The 25,608-nt window shown below is 69.2% G+C and carries 20 protein-coding genes; 8 read left to right on the forward strand and 12 right to left on the reverse strand.

Features of this window, described 5'->3' with window-relative positions:
* Window positions 1-217: 217 nt before the first annotated feature.
* The 6 genes from AC2S9W_RS01050 to hflK all read right to left on the reverse strand — a co-directional run bounded on the left by AC2S9W_RS01050 (window position 218) and on the right by hflK (window position 7,399).
* Window positions 218-1,504: a cytochrome P450 gene (locus AC2S9W_RS01050; RefSeq protein WP_067187182.1), complete on the reverse strand. Its 1,287-nt coding sequence runs from the start codon at window positions 1,502-1,504 to the stop codon at window positions 218-220.
* A 64-nt stretch (window positions 1,505-1,568) separates the two neighbouring features.
* Window positions 1,569-3,164: a helicase HerA-like domain-containing protein gene (locus tag AC2S9W_RS01055; RefSeq protein WP_067186133.1), complete on the reverse strand. Its 1,596-nt coding sequence runs from the start codon at window positions 3,162-3,164 to the stop codon at window positions 1,569-1,571.
* A gap of 155 nt (window positions 3,165-3,319) precedes the next feature.
* The gene (locus AC2S9W_RS01060; RefSeq protein WP_067186135.1) at window positions 3,320-3,688 is read right to left on the reverse strand and encodes a VOC family protein; all 369 of its coding nucleotides are present in this window, start codon (window positions 3,686-3,688) and stop codon (window positions 3,320-3,322) included.
* Between the two features lie 120 nt (window positions 3,689-3,808).
* Window positions 3,809-5,308 (reverse strand): trypsin-like peptidase domain-containing protein, encoded by a 1,500-nt coding sequence (locus AC2S9W_RS01065; RefSeq protein WP_067110941.1) that lies wholly within the window; start codon window positions 5,306-5,308, stop codon window positions 3,809-3,811.
* A gap of 139 nt (window positions 5,309-5,447) precedes the next feature.
* Window positions 5,448-6,299 carry a protease modulator HflC gene (gene hflC, locus AC2S9W_RS01070; RefSeq protein ID WP_067110943.1) on the reverse strand — a complete coding sequence of 284 codons (852 nt, stop codon included), beginning with the start codon at window positions 6,297-6,299 and terminating at the stop codon, window positions 5,448-5,450.
* Window positions 6,299-7,399 (reverse strand): protease modulator HflK, encoded by a 1,101-nt coding sequence (gene hflK, locus AC2S9W_RS01075; protein ID WP_311880123.1) that lies wholly within the window; start codon window positions 7,397-7,399, stop codon window positions 6,299-6,301. The genes hflC and hflK overlap by 1 nt, the downstream gene beginning before the upstream one ends.
* A 171-nt stretch (window positions 7,400-7,570) precedes the next feature.
* Between hflK and AC2S9W_RS01080 the strand changes: the two genes are divergently transcribed.
* The 8 genes from AC2S9W_RS01080 (at window position 7,571) to AC2S9W_RS01115 (ending at window position 15,790) form a co-directional block, all read left to right on the forward strand.
* Window positions 7,571-8,560: an Mrp/NBP35 family ATP-binding protein gene (locus AC2S9W_RS01080; protein WP_067186137.1), complete on the forward strand. Its 990-nt coding sequence runs from the start codon at window positions 7,571-7,573 to the stop codon at window positions 8,558-8,560.
* Complete coding sequence (locus AC2S9W_RS01085; RefSeq protein ID WP_067110954.1) at window positions 8,561-8,983, forward strand: CoA-binding protein; 423 nt, start codon at window positions 8,561-8,563, stop codon at window positions 8,981-8,983.
* Between the two features lie 25 nt (window positions 8,984-9,008).
* Complete coding sequence (locus AC2S9W_RS01090) at window positions 9,009-9,611, forward strand: hypothetical protein (RefSeq protein ID WP_067186138.1); 603 nt, start codon at window positions 9,009-9,011, stop codon at window positions 9,609-9,611.
* 54 nt (window positions 9,612-9,665) lie between these two features.
* Window positions 9,666-11,954, forward strand: coding sequence for a xanthine dehydrogenase family protein molybdopterin-binding subunit (locus AC2S9W_RS01095; protein WP_486571498.1), 2,289 nt, complete (start codon window positions 9,666-9,668; stop codon window positions 11,952-11,954).
* Complete coding sequence (hemH, locus tag AC2S9W_RS01100) at window positions 11,951-12,943, forward strand: ferrochelatase (protein ID WP_067110961.1); 993 nt, start codon at window positions 11,951-11,953, stop codon at window positions 12,941-12,943. The genes AC2S9W_RS01095 and hemH overlap by 4 nt, the downstream gene beginning before the upstream one ends.
* Window positions 12,944-13,040: 97 nt before the next feature.
* Complete coding sequence (locus AC2S9W_RS01105) at window positions 13,041-14,522, forward strand: DUF1963 domain-containing protein (RefSeq protein WP_486571499.1); 1,482 nt, start codon at window positions 13,041-13,043, stop codon at window positions 14,520-14,522.
* Between the two features lie 74 nt (window positions 14,523-14,596).
* Complete coding sequence (phbB, locus tag AC2S9W_RS01110; protein WP_067110968.1) at window positions 14,597-15,319, forward strand: acetoacetyl-CoA reductase; 723 nt, start codon at window positions 14,597-14,599, stop codon at window positions 15,317-15,319.
* Between the two features lie 216 nt (window positions 15,320-15,535).
* Window positions 15,536-15,790 (forward strand): ribbon-helix-helix domain-containing protein, encoded by a 255-nt coding sequence (locus tag AC2S9W_RS01115; RefSeq protein WP_486571500.1) that lies wholly within the window; start codon window positions 15,536-15,538, stop codon window positions 15,788-15,790.
* Here the strand turns inward: AC2S9W_RS01115 and AC2S9W_RS01120 are convergent.
* The 6 genes from AC2S9W_RS01120 to AC2S9W_RS01145 form a co-directional block, all read right to left on the reverse strand.
* On the reverse strand, window positions 15,785-16,657 hold the full coding sequence (locus AC2S9W_RS01120; protein WP_486571501.1) for an ATP-grasp domain-containing protein: 873 nt from the start codon (window positions 16,655-16,657) through the stop codon (window positions 15,785-15,787). The genes AC2S9W_RS01115 and AC2S9W_RS01120 overlap by 6 nt on opposite strands.
* Before the next feature lie 119 nt (window positions 16,658-16,776).
* Window positions 16,777-21,498: an NAD-glutamate dehydrogenase gene (locus AC2S9W_RS01125; protein WP_486571502.1), complete on the reverse strand. Its 4,722-nt coding sequence runs from the start codon at window positions 21,496-21,498 to the stop codon at window positions 16,777-16,779.
* A gap of 232 nt (window positions 21,499-21,730) precedes the next feature.
* A complete protein-coding gene (locus AC2S9W_RS01130; protein WP_486571503.1) occupies window positions 21,731-23,089 on the reverse strand; it encodes a PAS domain-containing protein in 1,359 nt (452 codons plus the stop codon).
* Between the two features lie 79 nt (window positions 23,090-23,168).
* A complete protein-coding gene (locus AC2S9W_RS01135; RefSeq protein ID WP_067110979.1) occupies window positions 23,169-23,549 on the reverse strand; it encodes an OsmC family protein in 381 nt (126 codons plus the stop codon).
* A 351-nt stretch (window positions 23,550-23,900) separates the two neighbouring features.
* Window positions 23,901-24,716 (reverse strand): ferredoxin--NADP reductase, encoded by an 816-nt coding sequence (locus AC2S9W_RS01140; RefSeq protein ID WP_067186150.1) that lies wholly within the window; start codon window positions 24,714-24,716, stop codon window positions 23,901-23,903.
* Window positions 24,713-25,171, reverse strand: a complete 459-nt coding sequence (locus AC2S9W_RS01145) for a hypothetical protein (RefSeq protein WP_424543629.1) — start codon at window positions 25,169-25,171, stop codon at window positions 24,713-24,715. Before AC2S9W_RS01145 ends, AC2S9W_RS01140 begins: the two co-directional genes overlap by 4 nt.
* Window positions 25,172-25,608: the final 437 nt, after the last annotated feature.

The raw sequence follows: 25,608 nt of genomic DNA on the forward strand, positions 1-25,608 counted from the left end.
AGCATGGACCCTGAAACAAGTTGGCAATTATCCCCTTCCGACAGGTGAGCGTTCCCCGGCGAAAGCCGGGGTCCAGCTACGTGCGCCTGCCTCGCATGGACCCCGGCTTTCGCCGGGGATCACCAGCGTCCCTGTCTCAAGGGTATAAACGCCAAACAAGTTCAGGGTGACGAGCCATGGAGCTTGATCTGGCAGCCGAACCGGCCGCCCTTACCGTTCACGCCGCCTCGAACCGGATCGGCAGCCGCTTGAGCCCGCCGACGAACACCGACTCGACCCGCGCGGGTTCACCCGCGAGTTCGATTTTCTTCAGCCGCGGCAACAGTTCCTCCATCAGGATGCGCATCTCCATCCGCGCGAGATATTGGCCCAGGCAGACATGTGCGCCGAAGCCGAAGGCGATCTGCTGGTTCTTGCGGCGGTCGGGATCGAAAGTGAACGGGTCGTCGAACACCGCCTCGTCGCGGTTGGCGGAGACATAGTTGAGCATCAGCCAGTCGCCTTCGCGGATCGTCTGCCCGCCGACCTCGACATCCGCTTTCGCGCTGCGCATAAAATGCTGAACCGGGGTCGACCAGCGGATCGCCTCCTCGATCAGCCCGGCTTTCTCCGTTTCCGCGTCGCGAAAGCGTTCGAACAGCGCCGGATTCTTCGCCAATTCCATCATCGCCCCGGCTGTCGAGGCGCTGGTGGTGTCGTGTCCCGCGGTCGCGACGATCATATAATAGCCTGCCAGTTCGCGGTCGGGGATCGGCCCGCCGTCGATCGTCGCATTGGCGATCACCGTCGCGATGTCCTCGCGCGGGCTGGCGCGGCGGTCGGCGGTCAGTTCGCGGAAATAGGTCTCGAAATCGGCGATCACATAATGGAGCATCGCGATCGCCTGTTCGGCGCTGGTGATCGCCTCGCGGCTGCGATTGAGGTCGGGGTCGGTCGATCCGAACAATTGCTGCGTCAGCATCAGCATCCGCGGCTCGTCCTCGGGCGGCACGCCCAATATGTCCATGATGACGCGCAGCGGATAATGCGCGGCGACGTCGCGTGCGAAATCGCATTCCCCGTCGAAGGACAGCATATGATCGACCGCCTCGCGCGCCAGCTTGCGGACGCGGTCCTCGACGATGCGCAGATTCTTGGGCGCGAACCAGGCCTGCGTCAGCAGGCGGTATTTCATATGGTCGGGGGCGTCCATCTGAACCAGCGAGCGGATGAGATGGCCGTCATTGCCGGGCGTCGCCGCGCGCGCCAGCGCCTCGCCCTCGCGGTTGGTCAGCACCGTCTGGCGGACGCCGTTTGCAAAACGCTGCGGATCGCGGCTGATCGCCATGATGTCGGCGTGGCGCGTCACCAGCCAGAAGGGATCGTGATCGGGATTTTCCGCGACCGCGAGCGGCGCATGGGCCCGCGCCCACGCCAGTTGCTGATGCAGCCCGTCCCATTCGCCATAAGCGACGGGATCGACGACGGCGGCGGCTACCTCTCCAGGCAATATGGGTTTTGTCATGAAACCCAAGCTGCCTCATGTCGCGGGCGGTGTCGAGAGGGATGGAAACGACGGGTCTGCTTCTCTACTTGAACAGCCCGCCCAAAATCCCGCGCATCAGTTGCCCGCCGAACTTGCCCGCGACCTGGCGGCCAAGGCTGGTCGCGGCGGAGCGGGCGGCCGATTGCACCATCTTTTCCGTGAAGCTGGGTTTCGCCGCCTCGCGCGCCGCCGCCTTCTCCAGCCGCAGCCGTTCGCGCTCCTCGGCCGCCTTGCGCTTCGCCTCCTCCTTGGCGGCGAGCGCCGCCTGCTTGTCGGCCTCGGCCTGCGCCTTCGCCTCGATCGCGGCGGCCTGCGCCTGCTCGGCCTTGGCGGCGAGCAGTTCCTCGGCGCTCTCGCGGTTGACGACCGTGTCATATTTGCCCGCGACCGGAGAGATCGACTGAATGATCGCGCGCTCCTTGACCTCGAGCGGGCCAGCGCGCGAGCAGGGCGGCTTGATCAGCGTGCGCTCGACCGGCGATGGCGCGCCGTCGGCCATCAGCAACGACACCAGCGCCTCGCCGACTTTCAACTCGGTGATCTCGCGCGCAACGTCGACCTTGGGGTTGAGGCGGAAGGTGTCGGCGGCCGCCTTCACCGCTTTCTGATCGCGCGGGGTGAAGGCGCGCAGCGCGTGCTGGACGCGGTTGCCGAGTTGCCCCGCGACCGCTTCGGGCACGTCGATCGGGTTCTGGGTGACGAAATAGACGCCGATGCCCTTCGAGCGGATCAGGCGCACGACCTGCTCGATCTTGTCGACGAGCGCCTTGGGCGCGTCGTCGAACAGCAGGTGGGCTTCGTCGAAGAAGAAGACGAGCTTCGGCTTGTCGGGGTCGCCGACCTCGGGCAGCGTCTCGAACATCTCCGACAGCAGCCAGAGCAGGAAGGTCGCATAGAGCTTCGGGCTCGCCATCAGCTTGTCGGCGGCGAGAATGCTGACATAGCCGCGTCCCTGATCGTCGGTGCGAATCATGTCCTGAATGTCGAGCGCGGGCTCGCCGAAGAAATGACTGCCGCCCTGGCTTTCGAGCGTCAGCAGCTGGCGCTGGATCGTCCCGACCGTTGCCTTCGACACATTGCCGTATTTCGTCGTCAGTTCGTCGGCATTCTGCGCGCACCAGGCGAGCATCGCCTGCAGGTCGCCCATGTCGAGCAGCAGCAGATTCTGTTCGTCGGCGACGCGGAAGGCGATCGTCAGCACCCCCTCCTGCACCTCGTTGAGCCCCATCAGCCGTGCAAGCAGCAGCGGCCCCATTTCGGACACGGTGGTGCGCACCGGATGCCCCTGCTCGCCGAACAGGTCCCAGAAGATCACCGGATTGTCGCGATAGGCCCAGCCGCTGTCGCCGATCTCCGCCGCGCGCTTGGCGAAGGGTTCGTGCGTCTTTGCGGTCGGGCTGCCCGCCATCGCCATGCCCGACAGATCGCCCTTCACGTCGGCGACGAAGACGGGCACGCCGACGGCGGAGAAGCTCTCAGCGAGGCCTTGCAGCGTCACCGTCTTGCCGGTGCCGGTTGCGCCGGCGATCAGCCCGTGACGGTTGGCGCGCTTGAGCACGAGCGACTGGCGCGGCCCGTCGGGCGCTCCGCCGCCGCCGAGGCCGATATAGATTTCGGTCGCTTCGCTGCCGTCGCTCACTGTCTCTTCCTTCCCGTTGGACACCCTGCCGGGTCTAGAGCGGAGGCGGAAATCAGGCAATCGGCAAACCCGTTGGCGGTTCGGGCGACGATGACGAAGAAGGGGCAGGGGCGACCAGGACAGGAAATGTCCGGAATCCCCCCGCCTGAGGTTCCTCACCCCATGATGAAAGCGTTGAGCTTGTTACCGTCGGGGTCGCGGAAATAGCCGGCGTAGAAGCCTTCGCCGCGCGGTCCCGGCGGGCCTTCGCAGGTGCCGCCGTTGGCAAGCGCGATGGCGTGGAGACGCTGGACCTGCTCCGCGTCGCGTGCCTCCAGCGCGACCATCACGCCGTTGCCGACGGTCGCGGGGTTGCCGTCGAAAGGCCGGGTCAGGCCGATCCCGGCGGCGCCGCCTTCCTTGCCCCACGCGATGAAATTATCGAACTCCATCATCCGCGACACACCGAGTTCGGCCGCGATCGCATCATAAAAGGTCGCGGCCCTCGCCAAGTCGTTCGTGCCCAGCGTCACATATCCGATCATTCTGTCATCTCCCGATTCGCGATTATGAGAACATGATAGGAACATCGCGCGGCGAGCGCAAAGAAAAAGGGCGCCGGACCCGAGGATCGCGGCGCCCCTTTCGATGGCCGGACGAGCCGGTCAATTGCCCTTGAGGCGGATCGCGATGAAGGCGGAGGGACCGCCGCGACGCAGGACTTCGAGCAGCACCGCGTCGCGGCCTGCCTTCTTCGCATCGCTCAGCACCTTTGCCAGCGCCTCGCTCGACGTCACCGGCGTGCGGTTGGCGCTGACGATCACGTCGCCGCGGCGCAGCCCCTTGCGGCCGGCATCGCTGCTGCCCGCGGCGGCGACAATCACCAGCCCCTTGGTGCCGGCATCGACGCCGACCGCGCGCGCGATGTCGGAGGTCAGCGTCTGCACCGCGAGGCCGAGCGTATCCTGCACCGTCTGGTCGGCGGTCCCCTTGGGATCGTCGGGCAGCGCCTGATCGTCCTCGGGATCGAAATTGGCGCCGGCAAGCTCCGATTCGGGCGGGCGGGTGCCGACGACGGCGGTCAGGGTCATCGTCTTGCCCTCGCGCACCACCTCGATCGGGATACGCGTCCCCGGCTTGGTGTTGGCGACGATGTAGGACAGCGTCTGCTGCGGGGTCACATCCTTGCCGTTGACCTTGGTCACGACGTCGCCGCGCTTGAGCCCGGCCTTCGCCGCCGCACCGTCTTCCTCGACGCGCTGGACGAACTCGCCGCGATCCTTGGGCAGGCCGAGCGCCGAAGCGAGGTCCTCGTCGACCGGCGCGATGCCGATGCCGAGGTAGCCGCGCTCGATCTTCTCGCCCGAGCGCAGCGCGTTGATCACCGGGATCGCCGCTTCGGCGGGGATCGCGAAGTTGACGCCGATGTTCGCGCCCACCGGCGAGATCAGCATGTTGTTGATGCCGACGACATTGCCGTTGAGGTCGAACAGCGGGCCGCCCGAATTGCCGCGGTTGATCGCGGTGTCGGTCTGGATATAGCGGTCGTAGGCCCCGCCCTGACCCAGGTTGCGCTGGACCGCCGAGATGATGCCGGCGGTGACCGTCGAGCCGAGGCCGAGCGGATTGCCGATCGCGATCACCCAGTCGCCGACGCGCGCCGAACTGCCGTCTGCGAACTTGACGAAGGGCAGACCCGTCGCGTCGATCTTGAGCAAGGCGAGGTCGGATGCGACGTCGCGGCCGACGATCCGCGCCTTATATTCCTTCTGGTTGGTCAGCGTCACCGTGACCTGGTTGACTTCCTCGCCGCGCGGACCGCCGGAAATGACGTGGTTGTTGGTGACGATATAGCCATCGGTCGAGATCAGGAAGCCCGAGCCGCCCCCCTGCTGTTCCTGCGTGATCGGCTCGCGCGTGCCCGCGAAGGGATTGAGCCGGACGCCGAGCGTCACCTCCTGCTTGGTCGAGATGTTGACCACCGCGGGCTGCAACTGCTCGACGAGGTCGGCGAAGCTTTCGGGCGCGCCGGCGCGCGGAACGGCCTTGGCGATTTCGCTGCGCTCGTTCTGCGCAACCTGCGCGCCGACGGGCGACTGGGTGACCAGCGCCAGCGCCGTGCCGCCCACCAGCAAGGCCGAAGTGATGCCATAAACATATCGCACGATCGCAAATCCTCTTCTCTCACGAAAAACCCGTGGCCCCGGCGGCGGTTGTCTGCGACCGCGTGGCTGAACGGCAATTGAACATGAACGGCGGTTGCACATCCCGTTCATCGACCGTCCCGCCGCCGGGCAGCGAGTGTCAGCCCCCTCGGAACCGCTTCAGATATTCATTGTCGGGCGACAGGATCAAGGACGATCCGCCCTGGTTGTTCTCGCCCAGGAAGGTCTGCCGATAGCTTTGCATCGCCCGGTAGAAATCATAGAATTCGGGGTCCTTGCCGAAGCTGGCGGCATAGATGCGCGCCGCCTCGCCGTCGGCGTTGCCGCGGATGATCTGCGCTTCCTTCTCGCCCTCGGCGCGGATCGCGATCGCTTCCTGCTGCCGGGCCGACCGCATGCGGTTGTAGGCCGCGACCAGCGTCGCCCCTTCAGGCAGGTCGGCGCGCTTGATGCGGACGTCGATGATCTCGGCGCCGTACTTCTGCGCCTCGCGGTTGAGCGCGATCTGGATATTGTCCATCACTGCGCCACGCTCGGGCGACAGCAGCGTCGCGAAGGTCCGCTTGCCCAGTTCGTTGCGCAGCGACGAGCCGAGGATCGTCGCGAGCTGCTGCTGCAACCGTTCCTCGGAGCGGATCGCGGTGTACATGCGCACCGGGTTGGTGATGCGGAAGCGCGCGAAGGCATCGACCTGCAGCCGCTGCTGGTCGGTCGAGAGCACCTGCTGGCGCTCCATGTTCACGCCCAGTACGCGCTTGTCGATATACTGGATGCCGTCGATGAAGGGCACGCGCACGACGAGCCCGGCACCCGACCGGCCGAACTGCTCGCCGGACTTGTAGCGGTTCACGGTGCGCTCGATCTCGCCGAAGCGCAGGATCAGCGCCTGCTTGTCCTCGGGCACGATCGCGAGCGTCTGCGACAGCAGGACGAGGAAGGCGAGCAGCCCGACGAGCAGGCGGAGCGGGTTGCGCATCAGCGATTCGAACATCACTGGCCTCCCTTCGCGGGCGCCGCGGCCGCGTCGGCCTCGCTGCTGTTCAGGCGGCGCTGCACTTCGTTAAGCGGCAGATAGGGTGTCACCCCGCGCGCCTCGACGATCGTCTTGTCGACGTTCGACAAAATGCTCTCCATAGTTTCGTAATAGAGCCGCTTGCGGGTCACGCCCGGCGCGAGCCTGTACTGTTCGTAGATCTGGTCGAACGCCGCGGTGTCGCCGCGCGCGCGTTCGAGCACCTGCTGCTGATAGGCGCGCGAGCGGTTGATCGCCGATTCGCGCTCCTGCCGTGCCGCGGTGACCTCCTTGAACGCTTCGTCGACCTGGCTCGGCGGATCGGCCTGCCGGATTGCGATGCCCTGGATCGTCACCCCGGCGCGATACTGGTCGAGCAGGTCCTGCATCCGCCGCTGCACCTGCGCCTCGATCTCGACGCGGCCCGGGCCGATTGCCTGGACGAGGTCGAAATTGGCGACCGTCGCGCGCATCGAGCTTTCGGCCACCTCGCGGATCGTCCCGTCGGGGTCGGCGAGCTGGAAGAAATAGAGTTCGGGATCGCGCACCGACCAGCGGACCTCATAGGCGAGGTCGACAAGGCTCTGGTCGCGGGTCAGCACGAAATTCTCGTCGGTCGCGTTGGGCGAACCGATCGGCATGGTGCGGATCGCGCGCACGTCCTCCAGCCGAATCCGCTCGAGCGGCGGCGGCAGCGTCCATTTGACGCCCGGGCCGACCGTCCGCGAATAGCTGCCGAGCCGCGTGACGACGCCTTCCTTTTCGGGCGGCACGATATGCACCATCGACAGCAGCACCATGACCAGCACGACCGCGACGATCGCCCATTTCCAGCGCCGCGCCGCCATCGCGACGTCGAAGCCGCCGCCATCGCCGCCGCCGCCCGAGCCGCCACCGCCACCGAAGCCGCGTCCCTTGCGCAGCAGCTCGTCGAGCGCCGAGGGACCGCGCGGCTTGCGTCCGCGCAGCGGGTCGGTCGGGTCGGGCGTCACCCACGGATTGCGCGGGCCGGGCCGCTTGCCGTCGCCGCCGTCATCCTTGCCCCCCTTGGGGCCATTGCCCCAGGGACTGTTTGCCATCTGACTGATCTGATGGAAAAATTGCCGCACTCCCCCGGGGGCGCGGCCTTCCATGTTGCCATCGCTGCCATTGCTCATGCCTGCATTTATAGGGGCGGCGGGCGCGATTAACAGGGGGTGTCTGGATAAAATGGCTGGCAATCCGGCCCATCATGCCTATCTGCGCTGGACATGACCGACCCAGCCCCCGACATCGCCCGCCTGACCGCCACCGCCGCGGAGGCGTCGGCGGGGCGCACATCGGGCTTGCGGCTGCTCGACGACACGGGTCTGCTCGCGGTCGTCCTCGACGTCACCGGCCTTGCCACCGACGAGCGCCAGCCGCTCGAGGACAGGGTGCGCGCCGCGTTGCTGAACGAAGCGGGAGTGCGAGAGGTCCGCGTCGCGATGACCGCCGAAAAGAAGACGCTCACCATCATCGCGGTCGGCAGCGGCAAGGGCGGCGTCGGCAAGTCGACCCTCGCGGCCAATCTGGCGGTCGCACTGCGGCGGCTGGGGGTCAGGGTCGGGCTGGTCGATGCCGACATCCACGGCCCGTCGCTGCCCCGGCTGATGGACAGCGAGGATGCCAAGCCCGCGTCGCGCGGGTCGAAGCTGGTGCCGGTCGACAATGCCTATGGCGTGCCGATGCTGTCGACCGGGCAGATCGCCGCGCCGGGGCAGGCGATCGCGTGGCGCGGGCCGATGGCCGGGCGCGCGCTCGAACAGCTCATCGACGCGAGCTGGGGTGCGGTCGACACGCTGGTCGTCGACCTGCCCCCCGGCACCGGCGACGTTCAGCTGACCATGATCCAGAAGCACAAGCCGGCGGGCGCGGTGATCGTTTCGACCCCGCAGGACCTGGCGCTGATGGACGCGGCGCGCGCCGTGTCACTGTTCGAGCAGGTCGAGGTGCCGATCATCGGCCTCGTCGAGAATATGGCGGGCTATGTCTGCCCGCATTGCGGCGGGGTGAGCGACCCGTTCGGCAGCGGCGGCGCCGAGACGGCGGCGAAGGAGATGGGGCTCGACTTTCTGGGCCGGGTGCCGCTGGCGATGGGCATCCGCCTCGCGAGCGACGGCGGCGTTCCGCCCGCCGCCGGAACCGACCCGCAAGGCGAGCCGTTCCACGCGATAGCGGCGCGCGTCGCCGCATGGCTCGAAGCACGGAAAGGCCGCTAGATGGCGATCAACGACGAAGGCGAAATCCGCGAGTTGCTGAGCCGGCCGCGCCGTATCGCGGTGGTCGGCGCCTCCCCCAACCCGGCGCGCGCCTCGAACGAGGTGCTCGGCTTCCTCGTCCGCCAGGGGCATGACGTGATCGCGGTCAACCCCGGCCACGCGGGCGCGACGATCCACGGCGCGCCGGTCGTCGCGACGCTCGCCAATGTCGAACCGCCGGCCGAGATCGTCGACATCTTCCGCAACAGCGCCGAAGCCGGCGCCGCGGTCGACGAGGCGATCGTCCACGGCGCGAAGGCGGTGTGGATGCAGATCGGCGTGATCGACCATGACGCCGCGCGCCGCGCCGAGGCGGCGGGGCTGACCGTGGTCATGGATCGCTGCCCGAAGGTCGAGATTCCGCGGCTGGGACTGTTGAAATAGGAAGCCTGACAGGGGACTAGCCGACATGAAGCCGTTCTTTGCCGCCACGGCCGCCGCCGCGCTTGCGGCCTGCGCTACCTCGCCCGCGCAGGCGGACCCGCAGGATGCCTTCTTCGCCGCGCTCGCCGACCATTGCGGCAAGGCTTATGCCGGGCGCCTCGTCAGCGACCAGCAGGCCGACGCCGCGATGCGCGACAAGGCAATGATCGTTCATTTCCGCCGCTGCACCCCCGACCGGATCGAAATTCCGTTCCATATCGAGGGATTGGCCGAGGATGGCGGCTGGGACCGTTCGCGCACCTGGATCATCACCCGCACCGACGTCGGCCTGCGGCTGAAGCACGACCATCGCCACGCCGACGGATCGAAGGACGAGACGACGATGTACGGCGGCGATACCGCGACCCCCGGCACCGCGACGCGGCAGGAATTTCCCGTCGACGCCGAATCGATCGCGCTGTTCGGACGCACTGGAAGCCACGCGTCGACGACCAACGTCTGGGCCGTCGAGACCAGCGATTCGGGCTATGTCTATGAACTGCGGCGCGAGGGCCGCCTGTTCCGCGTCGCCTTCGACTATGACCGGCCGGTGCCCCCGCCCCCCGCGCCGTGGGGATGGCCGGAATAAAAGCCACCCGAAAGCCTTTGCCTCCCCGCCGCGCCCCGCTTATCAGCAGCGGTGATGGCGGGCATTCGCGACACGATCGACACGAAGGGGCGGCGCCTGCCGCCGGTCAGCCGCCGTTCGCTGCTGGTCGGCGCCACCGCGGCGGGCGGGCTGGCGCTCGCCTGGTCGGTGTGGCCGCGCGATTATCGCCCCAACCTGACCGCCGCGCCCGACGAGCATGTCTTCAACGCCTTCCTGAAGATCGGCGACGACGGGCATATCAGCGCGATCGTCCCGCAATGCGAGATGGGCCAGGGTGTCACCACGCTGCTGCCGCAGATCATGGCCGACGAACTGGGCGCCGACTGGCGCACGGTCGCGGTCGAGACGGCGCCGATCAACGCGCTCTACACCAACACGCTGATCGTCGACGAGGATAGCGCCGCCTTCATGCCGCGCGCCGGCATCCCCGATTTCGTCGCGGACGTGCGCAGCTGGGCGCGGCGCGAATGGGCTGTGCGCCACGCGGTGATGCTGACCGCCAACAGCTCGTCGGTGCGCATGTTCGAAGCGCCGTGCCGCGACGCCGCGGCGCAGGCGCGCGCGCTGCTGATGATGGCGGCAGCGCGGCGCTGGGACGCCGACTGGCAGCAGTGCGACACGCAGGACGGCTTCGTCACCCTCGGCCCCCGGAAACTGTCCTTTGGAGAGCTGGCCGCTGCCGCCGCTTTGCTCGAACCGCCCGCCGAGCCCGTCTATCGCGCGTCGAGCGCCGACCCGCTCTATGGCAAGGATCTCACCCGGCTCGACCTGCCGGCGAAGGTTGACGGGTCAGCCAATTACGCCGGCGACATCCGCCTGCCCGACATGGTCTATGCCGCGATCCGCCAGGGACCGTTCGGCGCGACGCGGCTGAAGCGCATCGACCGCAAGGCGGGGCTCGCCTCGCCCGGCGTGCTGTCGGTCGTCGAGCACGAGCGCTGGGTCGCCGCGGTCGCGCGCAACTGGTGGGCCGCGAACCGCGCGCTCGACCGCTTCGCCCCCGAGTTCGAAACCGGCGGAACCCCGATTTCCAGCGACGGCATCGACCGCGCGCTCGCCGCCGCGCTGAAGGGCGACGGCTCTCGCATCGCGCGCAAGGGCGACGTCGAGGACGCGATGGCGGGCCGCGAGCGGATCGCCGCCGACTATCTCGTCGCTCCGGCGCTCCACGCCCCGATCGAGACGCGCACCGCGACCGCCGCGCCTTCGGGCGACCGACTGCGCGTCTGGGTTGCGACGCAGGCGCCCGCGCAGTGCCGCGACGCGATCGCGCGCGCCACGGGTCTGTCCCCCGCCGCCGTGACATTGTTCCCGATGATGGCGGGCGGATCGTTCGACGCCTGCCTCGACCACAGCGTCGCGGTGCAGGCGGCGATCATCGCGCGGCAGGTGAAGCGTCCCGTCCAGCTCTGCTGGTCACGCGCCGAAGAGATCATGCGCGACATGCCGCGTGCGCCCGCGCGCGCGAAGATGACCGCGACGCTCAACGCGGCGGGCGGCATCGACGCGCTCGTCGCGCGGATCGCCGTGCCAGCGACGAATCACGAGGCCCGCGCCCGCCTGTTCGACGGCACGCCCGCCGACGTCGCGCAGCGCGACGCCGCGGGGCGGGTCGACGCGGCGGCGGTCGAGGGCGCGGGCGGCGTCTATGCCATTCCGCATCGCGCAGTCGATCATTGCCCCGCCGACATCGGCCTGCCGACCGCGCGCTGGCGCGGCAACGCCGACAGCTACACCGCCTTCTTCACCGAATGTTTCGTCGACGAGATGGCGGCGCGCGCCGGGGCCGATGCGCTGTCCTATCGCATGGCGATGCTGGGACAGGCGCCGCTGCTCGCACGCTGCCTGCTCACCGCGACCAGCCTCGGCGGCTGGGAGGGCGGCCTCGCCGGCACCGCGCAGGGACTGGCCTGCCATTCGATGCGCGGCAGTCATATCGCGCTGATGGCGACCGCGCGCGCCAGCGACAAGGGGTTGCAGGTCGAACAACTCGTCGCGGTGGTCGATGCCGGGCGGCTGGTGAACCCTGCGATCGCGCGGCAGCAGGTGGAGGGCGGGCTGATCTTCGGCCTCGCCGCCGCGGTCGGCGCGACGACCGATTACGAAGGCGGCCTCGCCACAGCGCGCAAGCTGCACCAGATCGGCCTGCCGCGCCTGTCGCAGACGCCGCAGATCCTGATCGAGTTCATCGACAGCGACCGCGACCCCGGCGGGATCGGCGAGATCGGGGTGCCGGTCGTCGCCCCCGCAGTCGCCAACGCGATGTTCGCCGCAACGGGCCGCCGCATCCGTCGCCTGCCGCTGTCGGCGCATCCGCTGTGACGCCGCCGCCCGGCCATAACGGCGCGCGCATCGGCGTGCTGCTCGTCAATCTCGGCACCCCCGACGCGCCCGAGCCGGGGGCGGTGCGCCGCTATCTGGCCGAATTCCTGTCCGACCGGCGCGTCGTCGAAATCCCGCCCCTCCTGTGGCAGCCGATCCTGCGCGGCGCGGTGTTGACCACGCGGCCCGCGAAATCGGCGCGCGCCTATCGGCTGATATGGAGCGATGCGGGCTCGCCGCTCGCCGCGATCACGCGGGCACAGGCCGACGCGCTGCAGGCCGACCTTGGCCCGGCGGCGCGGGTCACTTACGCGATGCGCTATGGCGAGCCGGCGATCGGCCCGGCGATCGACGCGCTGATCGCCGCAGGGTGCGATCGCATCCTCGTCGTGCCGCTCTATCCCCAATATTGCGGCGCGACGACCGCGACCGCGGTCGATGCCGTCGGCGCGCATCTGGCGACGCTGCGCGCGCAGCCGAGCCTGCGTTTCCTGCCGCCCTACCCCGACGACCCCGCCTATATCGGCGCGCTGAAGGCATCGGTCGAAGCGGGGCTGGCGGCGCTCGACTTCGCGCCCGACGTGCTGCTCGCGAGCTTCCACGGCATGCCCGAGCGGACGCGCGCGCTCGGCGATCCCTATCACGACCAGTGCCAGACGACGGCGCGACTTCTGTCCGACGCGCTCGGCCGCCCGGTCGAGGTCGCCTTCCAGTCGCGCTTCGGCCGCGCCCGCTGGCTCGAACCCGCAACCGAGGCGACGCTCGCACGGCTGGGCGGCGAAGGCCGCAGCGTCGCGGTCTTCGCCCCCGGCTTCGCCGCCGACTGCCTCGAAACGCTGGAGGAACTGGCGATTCGCGGCAAGCAGACCTTCGAGCGCGCGGGCGGGCGCAATTTCGCCTATCTGCCCTGCCTCAACGCCGACGTGGCGGGCCTCGAAATGCTGACCGCGCTCGTCCGGCGCGAACTGGCCGGCTGGCTGCCGGGGTAAATGGCCGGTCGGGGAAAGCGCTTACCTCCTGTTTAACTCCTTCGCCTAAGCTGTCGCGGCCCCGCGGCCGGCCGGGCGTTTGATGTGGAGATAGGCCATGAGCGACCTGCAATCGGCGGCGCTGACGCTGGCCGGCGTCACGCTGGTCTTCCTGCTGATCCTGTTCCTGGTCCTGCGCGCGCGGCGTCCCCAGACCGAGCCCGCGCCGCGTGCGCCCGCACCGCGCGAGCGGCCGTTCGCAAAGCGGAGCCGGACCCGCGACGCCGAGCCGGCGATCGCCATGGCGCCGTCGCGCCTCGCGCGAATCAAATCGACGCACGCGGCCGAAGCCGACGACGAAAGCGCGCCGCCCGACCGTTTCGACGCGGCCGTGCTCGAAGCGCAGATCGCCGCGGTCGAGCAGCGCGCCGCCGACGCCCCGGCCGCCCCGCCGGAGACACCGATAGCCGACACGTCGGACGAGGCCGCGCTGGCAGCCGTCGGCGTCGTCGTGCGCCTCGTCCCGCAGGTCCCGCTGCGCGACGCGATCTCGACGAACAGCCGCATCGGCGGCCGCCTGCGCCTGCCCGCGTCGCTCGACTGGCCGCGGATCGATGGCGTCGACGCCGTCTTCGTCGCACAGATCGCCTGCGACGCGCTGCCCGCCGCGCTGTGGGGCGGGCTCGGACCGCGGCACGGCTCGCTCGCTTTCTTCCGCCATCCGGCCACGAACGCGCCGCTCGTGCTGCACCTTGCCGAGGACGGGCCGCCGCGCGATCCGCCGCACGGCGAGCCCTTTCCCGAATGGCCGGTCGACGTGATCGAGGCCGCACCGGGCGAATCGGAAAGCGAAGCAGCGGATGCGCCGGAGGATTGGGTCGCCGCGCTGGGCGCCGAGGGCTATGACATCGCCGACCCGGCCTTCCACCCCTTCGATTGGCAGAGCATGCTGGCGATGGCCGACCTGCTCGAAGCGCGTCTCGACCGGCTGGCGACCGACGCTATCCTGCCCGTCGGCGCCAGCGAAGAACTGACCGATGCAGTGCGCACCAACCGCGACGCCCGCGCGCGCGCCGAGGAGATTATCGCGATTATCCGCGACACGGCGGGCCGGCAGGATTTTTCCGCCGCCGATGCCGGCGCGGTGATGGCGGCGCTGCACGCGATCCGCTGGACGCACGTAACGCACGCGACCGATCCGGAGACGGGCGAGGCACGTGCCGACATCCTCACGCTGCCGCTGACCCGCCACAACGCGCGGGCCGATCTGTGGGTCGGCGCCTATCTGCGGCAGGCGTTCGAACAGGCGCAGCGCGGCTGGTGCCGCGACCCCGGCCTTATGTCCGCCCCCGCGCGCGCCTTCTTTGAGCCGCTGTGGCGCGACCTGGCAGAGCGCGCCGCGCCGACGATGGGCGGTGGCGATCCGGGGCGGGAGCCGGGCATGCTGCGGCTGCTGACTTTGCCGGCGGACGGGCTGCTGCCGGGGCTTGCGGGCGGCGGCGCGGACCTTGTGCTGACCGTCGCCGGCGCCGAGTTTGCGGTCGGCGACGTCTCGCGCGTCCGCGCCGGCCGACGCGTGCCCGAAACGATGCGCGATTGACGTTCCGGTCAACTTGCGACGCTCCCCGCCCCGTCCTAATCAAGGGGTAGAACATCTGTGGGAGAGCAACAGACATGACACGCGTCGCAATCGTCACCGGCGGCACCCGCGGCATCGGCGAAGCCATTTCGCTGAAGCTGCAGGGCATGGGCATCACCGTCGTCGCCAACTATGCCGGCAATGACGAAAAGGCGCGCGCCTTTACCGAGCGCACCGGGATAGCGGCCTATAAATGGGACGTCGGCGACCATCAGGCGTGCCTCGACGGCTGCGTGCGGGTCGCGGACGAGGTCGGGCCGATCGACATCGTCGTCAATAATGCCGGCATCACCCGCGACGGCACGCTCGCCCGCATGAGCTACGACGACTGGCACGACGTGATGCGCATCAACCTCGGCGGCTGCTTCAACATGGCGAAGGCGACCTTTCCCGGCATGGTCGAGCGCGGCTGGGGCCGCATCGTCAACATCGGGTCGATCAACGGCCAGGCGGGGCAATATGGCCAGGTCAACTATGCCGCCGCCAAATCGGGCATCCACGGCTTCACCAAGGCGCTGGCGCAGGAAGGCGCGAAGAAGGGCGTGACGGTCAACGCGATCGCGCCCGGCTACATCGACACCGACATGGTCGCCGCGGTGCCCGCGCCGGTGCTTGAGAAGATCGTCGCCAAGATCCCCGTCGGCCGCCTCGGCCAGGCCGACGAGATCGCGCGCGGCGTCGCCTTCCTGTGCAGCGAAGACGCCGGCTTCGTGACCGGATCGACGATGAGCATCAACGGCGGGCAGCACATGTATTGACGGCGGCAGGCGTGTAACGAAGGCGGTCGCGAAGCGAACGACGAGTTAGGCGCCGGTGCCGCAAAGCGGCAGCCGCCGGCTCGGCCAGCGGGGCGGTCGGCCCGAAGGCTGGCCGAACCCGTCTGACGTCACGGCGGCGGCTTTGCCGTCGCCGCGAGTGCCCGCCTTTCCGTCGGGCATCTCGACTTCGCTGGATGCGGACGGCAGATAGGTTGAATGGCCGACACCCCACCTTTCCACCCCCCCGTCAAGCGATCGGTGACCATCGCCGGTCATCCGACCTCGATCAGCCTCGAACCGATGTTCTGGGATGCGCTCGAGGCAGAGGCCCGGCGGCGGGCTCTGCCCGTCAACGCCCTCGTCGCACGGATCGACGTCGAGCGGACGGAAGCCGACGACCCGCCAAACCTGACATCGGCGATCCGCCAATGGCTGTGGCGGGAAAGCGGCTGGCGAATCGGCCGCTCATGATTGGCCGGCGAACAGCGCCCCCGCCACCGCTGCCCCGAACGCCGCACCGCTGTCGGGCGCGAAATTCAGGAAGAGTTGCGGTTCGATCAGTTCAAGTTCCATGATCGCGAGGCCGCCGCGGCCATCGCCGATCATGTCGACGCGGGCATAGATGGTCGCAGCCGGCGCCGCCGCCAGCGCGCTTTCAGCCAGCGAACGCGCCGCCGCGCTCGCCGTCCATATCTCTTCGCGCCCGCCGAATTGCGGCTGGACGCGAAAGTCGCCCGCCGCCGGGCGCTTGACGATCGCGTGGCTGTAGCGGCCGCCGAACAGGAAAAGCGAATATTCCCCCTCGGCAAGCACGCCGGGCATGAAGGGCTGAATCAGCCGCCTCTGCCCGCGCGCATCGGGCGGGACGGCGGCGTCCGCCGCCAGCCGGTGCGTGCCGTCTGACCCCGCCGACACCGGCGGCTTCACGACCAGCTCTTCGGCGCCGAGCGCCGCGCGCGCAGCGGCCAATGCGTCGTCGTCGAGCGCCGTGACCTCGATCGTCGGCACCACGGCGATGCCCTTTGCGCCCAGTTCGGCGAGATAGGCCTTGTCGCTGTTCCAGCGCAGCACCGGCACCGGATTGACGACCCGCAGCCCCTCGGCTTCGAGCCGGTCGAGCAGCGCATACCAGCGGGCGGATGCGCGCGGATAGCCCCAGGCGAGCAGCGGCAGGATCAGGTCGAATCCCGAAAGATCGCCCGGATCGGTCCACACCCGCGGCTCGACCGCCAGCCCGGCGGCGGTCAGCGCCGCGGTCTTGCGCGCGAGCGCCGCATGCCAATGCTCGCCATAGTCGGCGGCCGGGACGAGGATCGCGACGCGCGGCTGATAGGGCATGACGACGTCCGCCGCTCCGTCATTGCGAGAAGCGAAGCGACGCGGCAATCCCGAGCGGGCCATAACCGCTCCGGATTGCTTCGCTCCGCTCGCAATGACGACGCGGGCCTGTCATCGACCTATCGCCCCAGCAATCCGCGCGCCTGCCCGGCGATGTGCGAAAGCATCGCGCCGTTCGGGCTGGGGATCGTCCGCGCACGGTCGACGACGCTGCGGAACTGCGCGACGCGCGCCGCATGCTCGGCGAGCCATTTCGTCACCGCCGCGTCGAGATCGCCCTTCGGCAGCCCGGCGAGGAAGCCGAGGCGCATCTGCTGGAAATCGCGCGCGAGGCTGTTGACAAGCAGCCGCTCCCACGGATCGGCGGGGCTCATGTGCGCGGCGAGCGTCTGCGCCCAGTCGAGCCCCAGCGCCTCGCCCAGATGGGTAAAGGCGGTCGTCACCCCGACCTCGTCGTCGCCGCGCCGTTCGGCGAGGTCGACGATGCCGATCGCGCCGTCGGTCTTGAACAGACGCACCACCGCGGCGGTCAACGCCTCGGGCGCGCCGGCATCAAGCAACTGCTTGCTGAGCATGTCCCACTGGCGCCGGACCGATTCGCTGAGCAGCGTGTCGACCGTCATCGTCAGCCGGTCGACGCCGGGCTCCAGCCGCGCGACCATCGGTCCCGGCTGGGTGAGCGTCGGGCTGATCCGCAGCAGGTCCGCCATCTGCGAGGTCATCGCCGACGCGGCCTGGCTGAACAGCGACAGGCGGATCGATTCGTCGATCTTCGCGGTGTCGAGCGACGCCCAGATTTCGCGCACGTCGAGCAGTCGCTCGACCGCGACGAAGGCCGCCGCGATGTCGCCGAGCGAGCGTCCCTCCTCCTCGACCAGTTCGAAGGGATGAACGACGCCCATGCGGTTGACGATGCGGTTGGCGAGCTTGGTCGCGATGATCTCACGCCGCAGCTGGTGCTCGGCGATCGCCTTGCCGAAATCGCGCTGCATCTCGGCCGGGAAGGCCGCCGCGAGATCGCCCGCTAGCGCCGGATCGTCGGGCAGGTCGCTCGCCTCAATCGCGTCCTGAAGCGCGAGCTTCGCGGTCGAGATCAGGATCGCGAGTTCGGGCCGGGTCAGCCCGCGCCCTTCCTGCGCGCGGCGAAGCAGTTCGTCGTTCGCGGCGAGCCCTTCGACCTTGCGGTCGAGCCGCCCCGACGCCTCGAACGTCTCCATGATTCGCACCAGCGACGGCACCGCGCCGGCACCGCCCTTTTCGGCGATCGACAGCGCAAGCGCCTGGAGCCGGTTGTCCTCGAGCACCAGCGCTGCGACATCGTCGGTCATGCGGACGAGCAGCGCGTCGCGATCGGCCTGCGCCAGCCGGCCCTCGGCCATCTCGCGGTTGAGCGCGATCTTGATGTTGACCTCGTTGTCCGAGCAGTCGACGCCGGCGCTGTTGTCCACGAAGTCGGCGTTGATCCGCCCGCCCCGCATCGCGAAGGCGATGCGCGCCGCCTGTGTCACGCCTAGGTTGGCGCCCTCGCCGACGACGCGGACGCGCAGGTCCTCCGCATCGACGCGCAGCGCATCGTTGGCGGGGTCGCCGACCTCGGCATTGTTCTGGCTCGCCGCCTTCAGATAGGTGCCGATGCCGCCGAACCACAGCAGGTCGACCGGCGCCTTGAGGATCGCGGAGATCAGCGCCGTCGGTTCGATCTCCGACACCGACAGGCCGAGCGCCGCCTGCACCTCGGGGGTCAGCGCGATGCTCTTCTGGCTGCGCGGGAAGACGCCGCCGCCCTTCGAGATCAGCTTGCGGTCATAATCGTCCCAACTCGACCGCGGCAGCCTGAACAGCCGCTCGCGCTCCTTCCAGCTTTTGGTCGGATCGGGATCGGGGTCGAGGAAGATGTGGCGATGGTCGAAGGCGGCGACCAGCTTAATCGCCTTCGACAGCAGCATGCCGTTGCCGAACACGTCGCCCGACATGTCGCCGCAGCCGACGACGCGCACCGTGTCGGTCTGCACATCAACGCCCATCTCGGCGAAATGGCGCTGGACCGAGACCCAGGCGCCGCGCGCGGTGATGCCCATGCCCTTGTGGTCATAGCCATGCGACCCGCCGCTCGCGAACGCGTCGCCCAACCAGAAGTCGCGCTCCATCGCCAGCGCATTGGCGACGTCGGAGAAGGTCGCGGTGCCCTTGTCGGCGGCGACGACGAAATAAGGGTCCTCGCCGTCGCGGATCACCACGTCCTTCGGATGCACGACCTTGCCGCCCGCCAGATTGTCGGTGATCGACAGCAGCGAACGGATGAAGATGCGATAACATTCCTTGCCTTCGGCGAACCAGGCATCGCGATCCTCCGCCGGGTTGGGCAGCGCCTTCGGATAGAAGCCGCCCTTCGCGCCGGTCGGCACGATCACGGCGTTCTTGACGCGCTGCGCCTTCATCAGGCCGAGAATCTCGGTGCGGAAGTCGTCGCGCCGGTCGGACCAGCGCAGCCCGCCGCGCGCGACCGGGCCGGCGCGCAGATGGACGCCCTCGACGCGGGGGCTGTATACCCACACCTCGCGCCACGGCAGCGGCTTGGGCAGGCCGGGAACCTGCGCGCTGTCGATCTTGAACGCCAGCGCCTCGGCCGCCGCGGGGGCGAAGGCGTTGGTGCGCAGCGTCGCGCCGATCACCGCGTGGAACAGCCGCAAGATGCGGTCGTCGTCAATCGACTTGATGCCCGCGAAGCCCGCCCTGATCTGCGCATCGAGCGCCTCGGCGCGCGCCGCGTCGCGGCTCTTCGGATCGTGGAGCGCGCAGAACCGTTCGATCAGCGCCGCGGTCAGCGCGGGCGCGTGGCGCAGCGCCGCGACGACAGTGTCCATGCCATAGCTCGATCCGCCCTGGCGCAGATAGCGGAACCAGGCGCGCAGCCAGACGATCGCCTGCGGTTCGGTCTGCGTGACCAGCACCAGTTCGTTGAACGCGTCATTCTCCGCCCGGCCGTCGAGCACCGCGGCGATCGCGCCCTCGATCGTCTCGACATGCGGCAGCAACGCCAGTTCGTCGACATTGGCGGGAAGGCGCAGCGTGAAATCGTGGATGAAGGTCGGCTCGCCTTCCCCCTCCTCGTCGCCGCCCGAGCGGACGTGCAGTTCGGTCGGCAGTTCCTCGAGCACCTCGAAGCCGAAATGCTCGAGCGCCGGCACGACGTCGGACAGCGCCAGCGGGCCGGCGGCGCTATAGACCTTGAGCCGCAGGCGGTCGTCGCCGTCGAGGCTCTTCCTCGCGAGGCGGACGCTGCGCGGCCGGTCGGCATCGAGGTCGCGCAGGCGCAGGATATCGCGCGCCGCCTCTTCGGGGTCATAGAGGTTGCGGTAATTGGGCGGGAACAGCGGGGCGAAGCGCGCCGCGAGCGCCGCCGCGCGCCCGGCGTCGCCGTGCCGCGCGAGCGCCGCCTCGACCTCCGGCTGCCAGCCGCGCACCATCTGTTCGAGCTGGGCGTTGAGCGCCGCCGCATCGGGCACGACGCCGTCGCCGCGCAGGTCGAGCGTGTAGCGGAGCAGCGCCGCGCCGCCGTCTTCGAGCACCATCGTCCAGCCGATCACGCCGGCCTTCGCTTCGCGCGCGAGCAGCGATTCGACCGCGAGACGGCGGCCCGTCGACACCTCGTCGCGGGGCAGCCAGACGAAAGCGAACAGGTGGCGGCCGAGCGCGCTCTGCACCATCACGATCTTCGGGCGCGGCCGATCGGTGATCGACATCGAAGTGAGCACCAGTTCCTCGAGCGCGGAGCCGTCGAACGCGATCAGCAGGTCGTGCGGCAACGCGGTCAGCGCATGCGCGAGCGCCTTGCCGGCGTGCCCTGCGGGATCGAAGCCGAATTTCGTCATCAGCGCGTCGAGTTGCGCGCGCAGCATCGGCACCTTGGCGGGCGGGGTCGACAGCGCCTGGCTGGTCCACAGGCCGGCGTGGATCGACAGCCGCTCCGCCTTCTTGCCCTTATATTCGGGGACGATGACCAGATCGAGCAGCACGCGGCGATGCACTGACGACAGCCGGTTCGACTTGATCAGCAGCGGCGCATGGCCGGTGCCCGCCTTCGCCTTCGCATCGAACCACTGGAAGGCCGCGGCGAGCGCGTTGGCCGACACGAGCTGCGAACTGCCGCTTGCCGAAATGCCGAGCGGATCGTGGACCGCGCCGTCGCGCGTGCGCCATTCGTGGCCGAGCTGCGTCATCGCGCCGCCCTCGAACCAGCGCAGCAGTTCGGCGCCCTCGCCGTCGGCGCGCATCGCGGCATCGGCGAGCATCGCGGCGCGCATCGCCTTCCAGTCGGCGACCGCGGCACGCACGTCGGCGAGCGCCGCTTCGAGCCCGTCGATCAGGCGCCGGCGCGCGCGTGCGTCGCCGCGCTCCAGCTCCATGTAGATGACCGATTCGCGCGTCGCGCCCGCCTTGCCCGAATCGACCCCGGTCAGCTTGCCTTTCGCATCGCGGTCGACCGAGACGACGGGGTGGAGGATACGGTGGATGACCAGCCCCTGCGCCCCAACGATCTGCGAGGTCGAATCGACGAGGAAGGGCATGTCGTCGTTGACGACCGCGAGGCGCATCCGCCGGTCGATTCCGTCGGTCGCGATCGGTTCGATCAGCAGCGACGGCTTGCCGGGCGCGCGTTCGAGCGAGGCCCGCGCGACGAACTCGCCCGCCGCGGCAAGCGCCTTGGCGTCAAGGTCGTCCCCTTCGCCGGGGAGGGCGCTGCCGTGCAGCGCGGCTTGATAGGCTTTGGAAATTTTTGCAGGCGCCTGCGCCGCCGGCGCAATAGAGGCTTCCGGCGCTTCGGTATCGGTAAGAGGCATGATGGTGTCGTATCCCCGAGCCAAGGTTGGCAGGCCTCGCCGGGAACCGGCCGGTCCGCTCGATCCGATCCCTATGCGCCTCCGGCGCGCGCGGCTCAAGCCCTCCCCCGCCCTAGCGTAAAATAATTTCAAGCTTCGGTTTGTCTGTTACGCGAGGCGCGGTCGGCCAGCCTCCCGCACCCCCGTCAAATCCCAGCTTTCATCGCAGTTTCGCCCGCGGACGGAGCGGGCGTCAGGCGGCCGGAGCGATGGCGATCGCCTTCTTCGCAAGCCGCGCAACCAACGCCGGATCGTCGGCCGCCTTGGCGACGACGCCGATATGGCCGCCGGGCATCGTCCGCGCGATCAGCACGACGAACTCGGCATCGCCCGCATCATGCTCTAGCAGCACCGCGGGCGGCGCGGCGCGCAGCGCTTCGAGCCGCGCACCGCCGGCATCCGCCGTCTCGCGGCGCGGGCGGCGGCTGGCGCGCGCATCCTTGACCAGTCCCTTGAGCCCGCCCGGATAGCGGTCGAGATAGGCGGCGAGCGCGCCCCGCCCGACGCCCTCCTCACGCGCATGTCCCAGCACGCAGGCATATTCGGCAAGCCGCGTCTTGTCGTAGGCGGCGCCGAAGACGAGCTTGACCACCGGCGTCATCGGGGCGCGCGGCTGGGCCCGGATTCCGGCATCCTCGATCAGCGCGGCAAAAGCCTGCGGCTGCGCCTCGGCAGCCAGCGCGAAATCCCAGGCGCGCTCGACCGCCGCATAGAGCGCGTGGCGGCTGCGGCTGTCGGCGCTCTGCGCGCGCTCCGCGGTTTCGCGGGCGAGCGCCAGCCAATCGGCGAGTTCCGCCGTCTCGTCGAGCGCGGCGGGTGCGCCCTCGTCCGCGTCCCCAGCGCCGTCGAGCGTCAGCGGGCGGCGTGCACGAACGCTGGCGGCGGCATCGGGCGCCAGCGCGGCGAAGCCCGGCTCGGCCGCGTCGTCCATATGGCCCGAGTCGGGACCGTCGGCCCAGACCGGCACCGGCGCGGTGAGCGGCGGCGCGCTGCGCAGCGCCTGTTCGACCGACAATTGCAGTTCCTCCGCCTGGTCGGCGGGCGCCGCTTCCTTCCAGTTGATCACGCCGAGGATGAAATCGATCGTGTCGTCGTCGGACGAGAAAGGCAGCAGGATGCCGCGATACATGATGGTGATGCCGCGGTCGTTGATGAACTCGGCCTCAAAGCCGATCGGGGCGCGGTTGGCGATGATCTGGAGATAATGGTCGGTCAGCCGCGACAGCAGCGACCGGCCGGGGATCTGGCTGATATACTGGACGTCCTCGTCGATTTCGGATTCGGCGCGCAGCCGCTCGCCCAGAAAGGCGACCGCCGGATTCTCGATGCCGGCAGTGAAATCGAGCAGCACCGCATGCGGCCCGAAATCGCCGACATTGTCGAGGTCGAGGTCCTCGGCCGACGGATAGGAACGGTCGCCGAGCAGCGAGGCCCAGTGATTATAGGCCCGGACCTGCATCCGCCGCTCGTCGACCCCGACGGCCGGCGGCGCGTCGATGGCGCCGTCGTCCTGGTCATGGCTGCCCGAAAGCAGGCCGCGCATGCTGTCCATCATCTGTCCCCAGTCGCAATCATCGGCGGATTCATGCACCGGGACTGGTAAAAGCGGCGTAAACGATGCGCCGACGCCGTCAGGCGAGGCTGGTGTCGATCGGCAGGCCGGCCTTCAGCGTCAGCGTCACCGGTGTGCGCTCGGCAATGTCGGCGAGCCGCGCCTGCTGGTCGGCATCGAGGCCGACGATCGCCAGCCGGCGGTCGATGCGCCGTTCCTCCTGGCCGTGGAGGCGTAGCGAGACCTCGACCGATTCGAGCGGCCAGCCCTTGCGGTCGGCGTACATGCGCAGCGTGATCGCGGTGCAGGCGCCGAGGCTGGCGAGCAACAGGTCATAGGGCGCGAAGCCCGCCCCCTGCCCGCCCAGCGCCGGCGGCTCGTCGGCGACAAGCGCGCGGCCGCCCACCTCTATCGCGGTGCGATAGCGGTCTCTGCCGATGCGTGCGATGCCCTGCGCCATGCGAGTCTCCCTGTCCGGTGAGCCCTCATGCTATCAGCCAGGTGTGGTCCCGATCAATGCGCGGCGTCCGGCCGAATACCGCCTTTCGCCGCCCGATCTCCCCCTCCCGCAAGCGGGAGGGGTCGGGGGTGGGCGACAACGCCGCAACGGCTCACCCCGCTGCGAGTAGAGCGGCGCACGCCAATCAATCACTTCCCTTTCCGTTCGTGTCGAGCGAAGTCGAGACACCCATCGACCTTGCGCCACGCCGATGGGTGTCTCGACTTCGCTCGACACGAACGGAAGGATGCGGGAATATGGAGCGCTCACCGCTTCAGCGGCCGCGACGCCCGATGATTCCCCGAAAAGCCCCTATCCGACGAAGGCGCGCTCGATCACGAAATCGCCCGGCGCCGCGTTCGATCCCTCCCGGAATCCCAGCGCCTCGAAGCGCGCCTGAAGGTCGCGGATCATCGCCATGCTACCGCACATCATGATGCGGTCGGTCGCCGGATCGAAATGCGGCGCGCCGGTCAGCGGATGGCCAAACAGGCGGCCGCTGTCGATCAGCGCGCCGATCCGCCCGGTCGACCGGAACGCCTCGCGCGTCACGGTGGGCAGATAGTGGAACTGCAGCAGCGCCTGGTCCTGCACCAGCGGGTCGCCGGCAAGCTGGCTCTCCAGTTCCTCGCGGAAGGCGAGGTCGCTGACCTGCCGCGCGCAATGGACGAGCAGTATCTCGTTGAAGCGTTCGTAGATGTCGGGGTCGCGCGCGAGGCTGAGGAAGGGCGCGAGGCCGGTGCCCGTCGACAGCAGGAACAGCCGCCGTCCCGGCAGCAGCGCGTCGGCGACCAGCGTTCCCGTCGGCTTGCGGCCGAGATAGAGCGGATCGCCCGGCGCGATCGCCTGAAGGCGCGAGGTCAGCGGCCCGTCGGGCACCTTGATCGACAGGAACTCGAGCTCGTCGGCATAGGCGGGGCTGGCGATCGAATAGGCGCGCAGCAGCGGCCGCCCCTCGCCCGGCAGGCCGAGCAGCACGAATTCGCCCGACCGGAAGCGGAAGCTCGGCGGGCGGGTGATCGAGAAGCTGAACAGATGATCGTTCCAGTGCCGCACGCGCAGCACCTCCTCCACGGTCAGCGAAGCGGAAGGCGCGAGTTTCGCGGCGGCGGCGATGCGATCGCTCATGTCGTTGGTCCTGACAGGCTGGGAGAGGGCGTGGTGAGGTGCGAAAGGTCGAATCCGGCTGCTGCGAGTTGCGAGGCGGCGGCGTCGATCGCCGCGAGCGCGGGCGCAACGCTCGCCTCGTCGACCAGCAGGCCGAGCGTCGCGCGCGCCGTGTCCGTCCCGCCCGACGCCGCGTCGCTCCACAGGCGGAGCAGGACCGCCTCGACCTCGCCGATGCGCGCGCAGCCCATTGGCGCGAACGCCAGCCGGGTACGCGAGCCGCTGACGAGCAGCGCGAAGGCGACGTGGACATCGGGCAGCGCGGCGAGCGCGCCGACGCCCGCGAAGCCGCGGTGCAGCGCGCGCGCCGGGCAGCATCCGCGCTCGATCGCCAGCGCCCACCCGCGCATCGCCCACAGCAGAAGGCGCCCGCCGTTGCAGAGGCTCTCCACGGGACGATCGACAAGCGCGTACATCTGTTCCTCCTGCGGCCGGGCGCAGGCCGGCGGTCGCGGATCGCCATACATACTATTGAGAGTCATTTGCAATTACAGATTGACCCGTCGCGCGATAATTGCGGCCGAACCGTCCATTGAAGCGCGATGCCATCGGTCGGACTCATTGCGAGCCCGGATCAGGTCTGGGTTTGCAATGACGAAGAGGGTCAATCCAGAGCCATCAGGCCTAGCATTCGGGTTCGCGTTCCGCGCTGCCTCCGGCCCGCGTCAAAAGGCCTTTCTCACATTATCGCGGCGTGCCAGCTTCAGCGCATGACCTTCGTCATTTCGTGAATGCAGGCGACTCCCCTCCCGCCAGCGGGAGGGGCAGCGAGGCTTGCGAACTTGTTCGCTAGCCGCAGCGGGGTGGGCCTCCGCACCACCGCTGCTCTCCTTCGACCTCTCCCACATGCAGG

The sequence above is a fragment of the Sphingopyxis sp. 550B genome (genome assembly GCF_057401805.1).

Coding starts and splice junctions, on each gene's coding strand:
- AC2S9W_RS01135 (WP_067110979.1), bottom strand. CDS start 23,549: ATGGCGCAGGGCATCGCACGCATCGGCAGAGACCGCTATCGCACCGCG.
- AC2S9W_RS01130 (WP_486571503.1), bottom strand. CDS start 23,089: ATGGACAGCATGCGCGGCCTGCTTTCGGGCAGCCATGACCAGGACGAC.
- AC2S9W_RS01050 (WP_067187182.1), bottom strand. CDS start 1,504: ATGACAAAACCCATATTGCCTGGAGAGGTAGCCGCCGCCGTCGTCGAT.
- AC2S9W_RS01060 (WP_067186135.1), bottom strand. CDS start 3,688: ATGATCGGATATGTGACGCTGGGCACGAACGACTTGGCGAGGGCCGCG.
- hflC (WP_067110943.1), bottom strand. CDS start 6,299: ATGTTCGAATCGCTGATGCGCAACCCGCTCCGCCTGCTCGTCGGGCTG.
- AC2S9W_RS01085 (WP_067110954.1), top strand. CDS start 8,561: ATGGCGATCAACGACGAAGGCGAAATCCGCGAGTTGCTGAGCCGGCCG.
- AC2S9W_RS01115 (WP_486571500.1), top strand. CDS start 15,536: ATGGCCGACACCCCACCTTTCCACCCCCCCGTCAAGCGATCGGTGACC.
- AC2S9W_RS01095 (WP_486571498.1), top strand. CDS start 9,666: ATGGCGGGCATTCGCGACACGATCGACACGAAGGGGCGGCGCCTGCCG.
- AC2S9W_RS01105 (WP_486571499.1), top strand. CDS start 13,041: ATGAGCGACCTGCAATCGGCGGCGCTGACGCTGGCCGGCGTCACGCTG.
- AC2S9W_RS01120 (WP_486571501.1), bottom strand. CDS start 16,657: ATGCCCTATCAGCCGCGCGTCGCGATCCTCGTCCCGGCCGCCGACTAT.
- AC2S9W_RS01090 (WP_067186138.1), top strand. CDS start 9,009: ATGAAGCCGTTCTTTGCCGCCACGGCCGCCGCCGCGCTTGCGGCCTGC.
- hflK (WP_311880123.1), bottom strand. CDS start 7,399: ATGGCAAACAGTCCCTGGGGCAATGGCCCCAAGGGGGGCAAGGATGAC.
- phbB (WP_067110968.1), top strand. CDS start 14,597: ATGACACGCGTCGCAATCGTCACCGGCGGCACCCGCGGCATCGGCGAA.
- AC2S9W_RS01145 (WP_424543629.1), bottom strand. CDS start 25,171: ATGTACGCGCTTGTCGATCGTCCCGTGGAGAGCCTCTGCAACGGCGGG.
- AC2S9W_RS01140 (WP_067186150.1), bottom strand. CDS start 24,716: ATGAGCGATCGCATCGCCGCCGCCGCGAAACTCGCGCCTTCCGCTTCG.
- AC2S9W_RS01125 (WP_486571502.1), bottom strand. CDS start 21,498: ATGCCTCTTACCGATACCGAAGCGCCGGAAGCCTCTATTGCGCCGGCG.
- AC2S9W_RS01080 (WP_067186137.1), top strand. CDS start 7,571: ATGACCGACCCAGCCCCCGACATCGCCCGCCTGACCGCCACCGCCGCG.